The following is a 4,651-nucleotide window of genomic DNA, read 5'->3' as shown; positions in this document are numbered from 1 at the left end:
GCGACATCATGTGGGCAAACACCGACAACCAACTCCACCAAACGGGCAACACCCAGCCAGCCCTGTTCGCCTTCCAAGTCGCCCTCGGCAAACTCCTGGCCCATCACGGCATCCGGCCTACTGCCTACATCGGACACTCGATCGGCGAGATCGCAGCCGCCCACCTCGCCGGCATTCTTTCCCTGCAGGACGCCGCAACCCTGGTCACTGCCCGCGCCACCCTCATGCAAAGCCTCCCACCCGGCGGCGCCATGGCCGTCGTCACCGCCACCGAAGCTCAGATCACGCCACTACTCACACCCGGCGTCGCCATCGCCGCCATCAACACCCCCACCTCTCTGGTCCTCTCCGGCGACGCCAAAGAACTCAACGCCATCACCGGCAACGCCAAAACCCTCAAAGTCAGCCACGCATTCCACTCACCACTCATGGACCCCATCCTCGACCAATTCCACGCCATCGCGGCGACCCTCACCTACCACCAACCACACACACCCCTCACCACCAACGGCGACCCCACCACACCCGAATACTGGACCCAGCATCTGCGCGGCACCGTCCGCTACCACGACAACCTCCAACAGCACACCGGCGCGGTCTTCCTCGAACTCGGACCCGACACCACCCTCACCACCCTCGCCGCCGAACACACCGCAATCCCCACCCAGAACCCGAACAAAACAGACACCTACACGACCGCCATCGCCCGCCTCCACCAACACAACATCCCCATCAACTGGGACAACCTCCTCCCCGGCGGCCGGCACGTCACCCTCCCCACCTACCCGTTCCAGCGGCAGTCGTTCTGGATCGCCACGAACGGCCCCCGCGCCGCCGAGCCGACCGGCCACCCGCTCGTCGACGCCACCACCGAACTCGACGACGGCGGCGCCCTGCACACCGGGCGGCTCTCCGCGCGGACCCAGCCGTGGCTGCCCGACCACGTCGTCTTCGACGAGCTCGTCGTGCCCGGCACCACCTGGGTCGAGCTCAGCTCCTGGGCCGGCCGGCGGATCGGCTGCCCCCGCCTGGCCGAGTTCACCCACGAGTCGCCGCTCATCCTCACCGGCGGCCGCTCCGTCGAGCTGCAGCTGCGCGTCGGCGGCCCCGGCGACGACGGCCGCCGCGAGGTGACCCTGCGCTGCCGCACCGCCGGCACGACCCAGGCCTGGGTGTCCCTCGGCCGCGGGGTCCTCGCCCCGGCCGGCGACGCGCCCACGCCCGACCTCACCGACCTCACGCAGTGGCCGCCGGCCGGGGCGTCCGCGGTGAACACCGGCGAGTTCTACGAGCGCCACGACGCCCTCGGCTTCTACCGCTGGGGACCCCGGTTCCGGTCCCTGCGCGCCGCGTGGCGGCGCGGCGACGACCTCTTCGCCGAGGTCCGCTTCGCCGACGACGCCGCCACCGACGGGTTCGACCTGCACCCGGCGCTGCTCGACGCCACCCTGCACGCCCTCGGCCTCAACACCGTCGACGCGCAGCTCACCGGCCTGCTCGACGACGAGGACGCCGACCGGCGGCCGAAGATCCCGTTCACCTGGCGCGGCGTCACCGTGCACCGGGTCGGGGAGCGGTCGCTGCGGGTGCGGCTGCGGGCCGTCCCGGCCGGCACCGAGCTCACCCTGGCCGACCCGACCGGCGCACCGGTCGCGACCGTCGAGTCGATGGTGATCCTGCCCGTCTCCGCCCGGCAGCTGAAGGAGTCCCTGGCCACGCCGCGGCACGAGTCGCTGTACCGCCTCGACTGGCACCCGCTGCCGACCGTCGCCACGCCGCCGTCCCTGCGCACCGAGCACCCGACCGGCCTGACCGCGCTGGCCGCCGGGCTCGACGCGCTCGAGGCCGCGGCCCCCGACCTGGTGATCGTGCCGTTCCACGGCGACACCGACACCGGACCGGTCGCCGCCACCCACAACGCCACCCGGCGGCTCCTCGCGCTGCTGCGCGACTGGCTCGCCCGCCCGGCGCTGTCCGGCACACACCTGGCCGTGCTGACCCGCGGGGCAGTCGCCGCCGTGCCCGGCGACCGGGTCACCGACCTCGCCGCGGCCGCCGTCGCCGGCATGCTGCGCACCGCGGCGACCGAGCAGCCCGGGCGGTTCACCCACCTCGACACCGACGACCCCGGCACGCCGGCCGAGCTGCTCGAGTCCGTCGCCGCCGGCGCCCGGGATCATGCCGTGCCCCAGGTCGCGATCCGCGGCGGTACCGCCCTCGCGCCCAGCCTGGCCCGGGTCCCGCTCGTCGACGGCGAACGGCCGCGGCCGCTGCTCGACCCGGCCGGCACGGTCCTCGTCACCGGCGGCACCGGCGCCCTCGGCCGGCTCGCCGCCCGGCACCTCGTCGACGCCCACGGGGCCCGCAAGGTGGTGCTCGTGAGCCGCCGCGGCGCCGGGGCCGGCGACGTCGACCGGCTGCGGGCCGACCTCGAGACCCTGGGCGCGCAGGTGCGCGTCGAGGCCGCCGACGTCGCCCGGCGCGAGGACGTCGAGCGGGTCCTGGCCGGCATCGACGACCTCACGAGCGTCGTGCACACCGCCGGGATCGTCGAGGACGCCGTGCTCACCGCGCTCGAGCCCGACGCCCTGCAGCGGGTCCTGCGGCCCAAGGTCGACGGGGCGTGGCACCTGCACGAGCTCACCGCCGGCCGCGACCTGGGCAGCTTCGTGCTGTACTCGGCCGCCGCCAACGTCCTCGGCGGCGCCGGGCAGGCCAACTACGCCGCCGCGAACGCCTTCCTCGACGCGCTCGCCGAGCACCGCCGCGCGGCCGGCCTGCCCGCCGTGTCCCTCGCCTGGGGCCTGTGGGAGCGCGACAGCGGCGTCACCGGGCACCTCACCGCCGCCGACCGGCAGCGCATCGCGCGCATGGGGTTCGCGGCGATGCCGGACGAGGAGGGGATGGCCCTGCTCGACCAGGCCGTCGCGGCCGGTGCGCCCGTCCTGGTGCCGGCCCGGATGGACCTGGCGGCGCTGCGGGGCGCGGAGACGGTACACCCGCTGCTGCGACGGCTCGTGCGAGCCCTGCCCCGCCCGGCCGCCGCGGCCTCCACAGTGGATGGTCCGAGCCCGGCCGCCCGCCTCACCGGGCTGCCGGAGGCCGACCAGCAGCGGATCGTGATGGACCTCGTCGTCAGGCACATCGCCACCGTCACCGACCAGGCCACCGGCGCCGTCGACCGGATCCGGTCCTTCCGCGACATGGGGTTCGACTCGCTGATGGCCCTCGAACTGCGCAACCGGCTGTCCCGCGACACCGGCCTGGACCTGCCCGCGACCCTCGTCTTCGACCACCCCAACGCCACCGACCTGGCCCAGCAGCTGCGGACCATGCTCGCCCCGGCCGGCGCCCGGGACAACGGCGGCCACCAGCCGGTCGACGACGACGCGATCCGCCGCGCCCTCGCCACGATCACGCCGGCCCGGCTGCGTGAGGCCGGACTGCTCGACGGCCTGATGCGCCTCGCGGGGCAGCACGCCGTCGCCCCGGCCCCCGCCGGCACGCCCGCGGCCGCCGCGACGGCCGACGTCGGTGCGATGGACGTCGACGACCTGGTGCGCCTGGCCCTCGGCACCGAGCACTGAACCGTACACACGCTGGCATCGGAGGTTTGTGGTGGTGGATTCGCCGGATCGGGTGGTCGAGGCGCTGCGGGTCGCGGTCGGTGAGCAGGTGCGGCTGCGGAGGCTGGTCGATCGGCTGTCGGAGCCGGTGGCGATCGTCGGGATCGGCTGCCGCTTCCCCGGCGGGGCCGGCTCCGCGGAGGAGTTCTGGCGGCTGGTGTCGGACGGGGTCGACGCGATCGGCGACTTCCCGACCGACCGCGGCTGGGACACGCCGATCGTACCGGCGGACGAGGGCGGGGAGCGGGTGACGGGCTCGTCGTCGGTGGGCGTCGGCGGGTTCCTGTACGACGCGAACGGCTTCGACGCCGGCTTCTTCGGGGTGTCCCCCCGCGAGGCCCTCGCCATGGACCCGCAGCAGCGCATCACGCTCGAGGTCACGTGGGAGGCCCTCGAGGACGCCGGCGTGGTCCCGGCGACCCTGCGCGGCCAGCCGGTCGGCGTGTTCATGGGGCTCATGTACTGGACCCACGCGGCGCGGCTCGGCGTCCGGGTGCCCGCCGAGGTCGAGGGCCTCGTCGGCGTCGGCTCCGCCGGCAGCGTCGTGTCCGGGCGCCTCGCCTACGTCCTCGGGCTGCGCGGCCCGGCCATGACCGTCGACACCGCCTGCTCGTCGTCGCTGGTGTCGATCCAGCTCGCCGTCCGGTCGCTGCAGCTCGGCGAGTGCGACACCGCCCTCGCCGGCGGCGTCACCGTCATGCCGACCCCCTCGTCGTTCATCGAGTTCTCGCGGCAGGGCGGGCTCTCGCGGGATGGGCGGTGCCGGTCGTTCGCTGCGGGCGCGGATGGGGTGGGTTGGGGTGAGGGTGCGGGTGTCCTGGTGCTGGAGCGTCTGTCGGTTGCTGTGGAGCGCGGGCACCGGGTCCTGGCTGTCATCCGGTCGGTGGTGGTGAATCAGGACGGGGCGAGTAATGGGTTGACGGCGCCGTCGGGGTCGGCGCAGGTCGAGTTGGTGCGGCGGGGGCTTGCTGAGGCGGGTGTGGGTCGGGATGGGGTGGATGTGGTGGAGGGGCATGGGACGGGGA

At 74.3% G+C, this 4,651-nt stretch carries 2 protein-coding genes; both read left to right on the top strand.

The annotated features are described in order from the left end of the window. A partial coding sequence (locus tag ABZS66_RS60470; RefSeq protein ID WP_354773863.1) for an SDR family NAD(P)-dependent oxidoreductase occupies window positions 1-3,587 on the top strand: 3,587 nt, incomplete at its 5' end. A 34-nt stretch (window positions 3,588-3,621) separates the two neighbouring features. Next, window positions 3,622-4,651 (top strand): polyketide synthase (locus ABZS66_RS60465; RefSeq protein ID WP_354773861.1); only part of this gene is annotated, 1,030 nt, incomplete at its 3' end.

This window comes from Dactylosporangium sp. NPDC005572 (assembly GCF_040605515.1).
Lineage (GTDB): Bacteria > Actinomycetota > Actinomycetes > Mycobacteriales > Micromonosporaceae > Dactylosporangium.
Note: the sequence above shows the minus strand (reverse complement) of the source record. Positions and strands in the feature narration are given on the sequence as shown.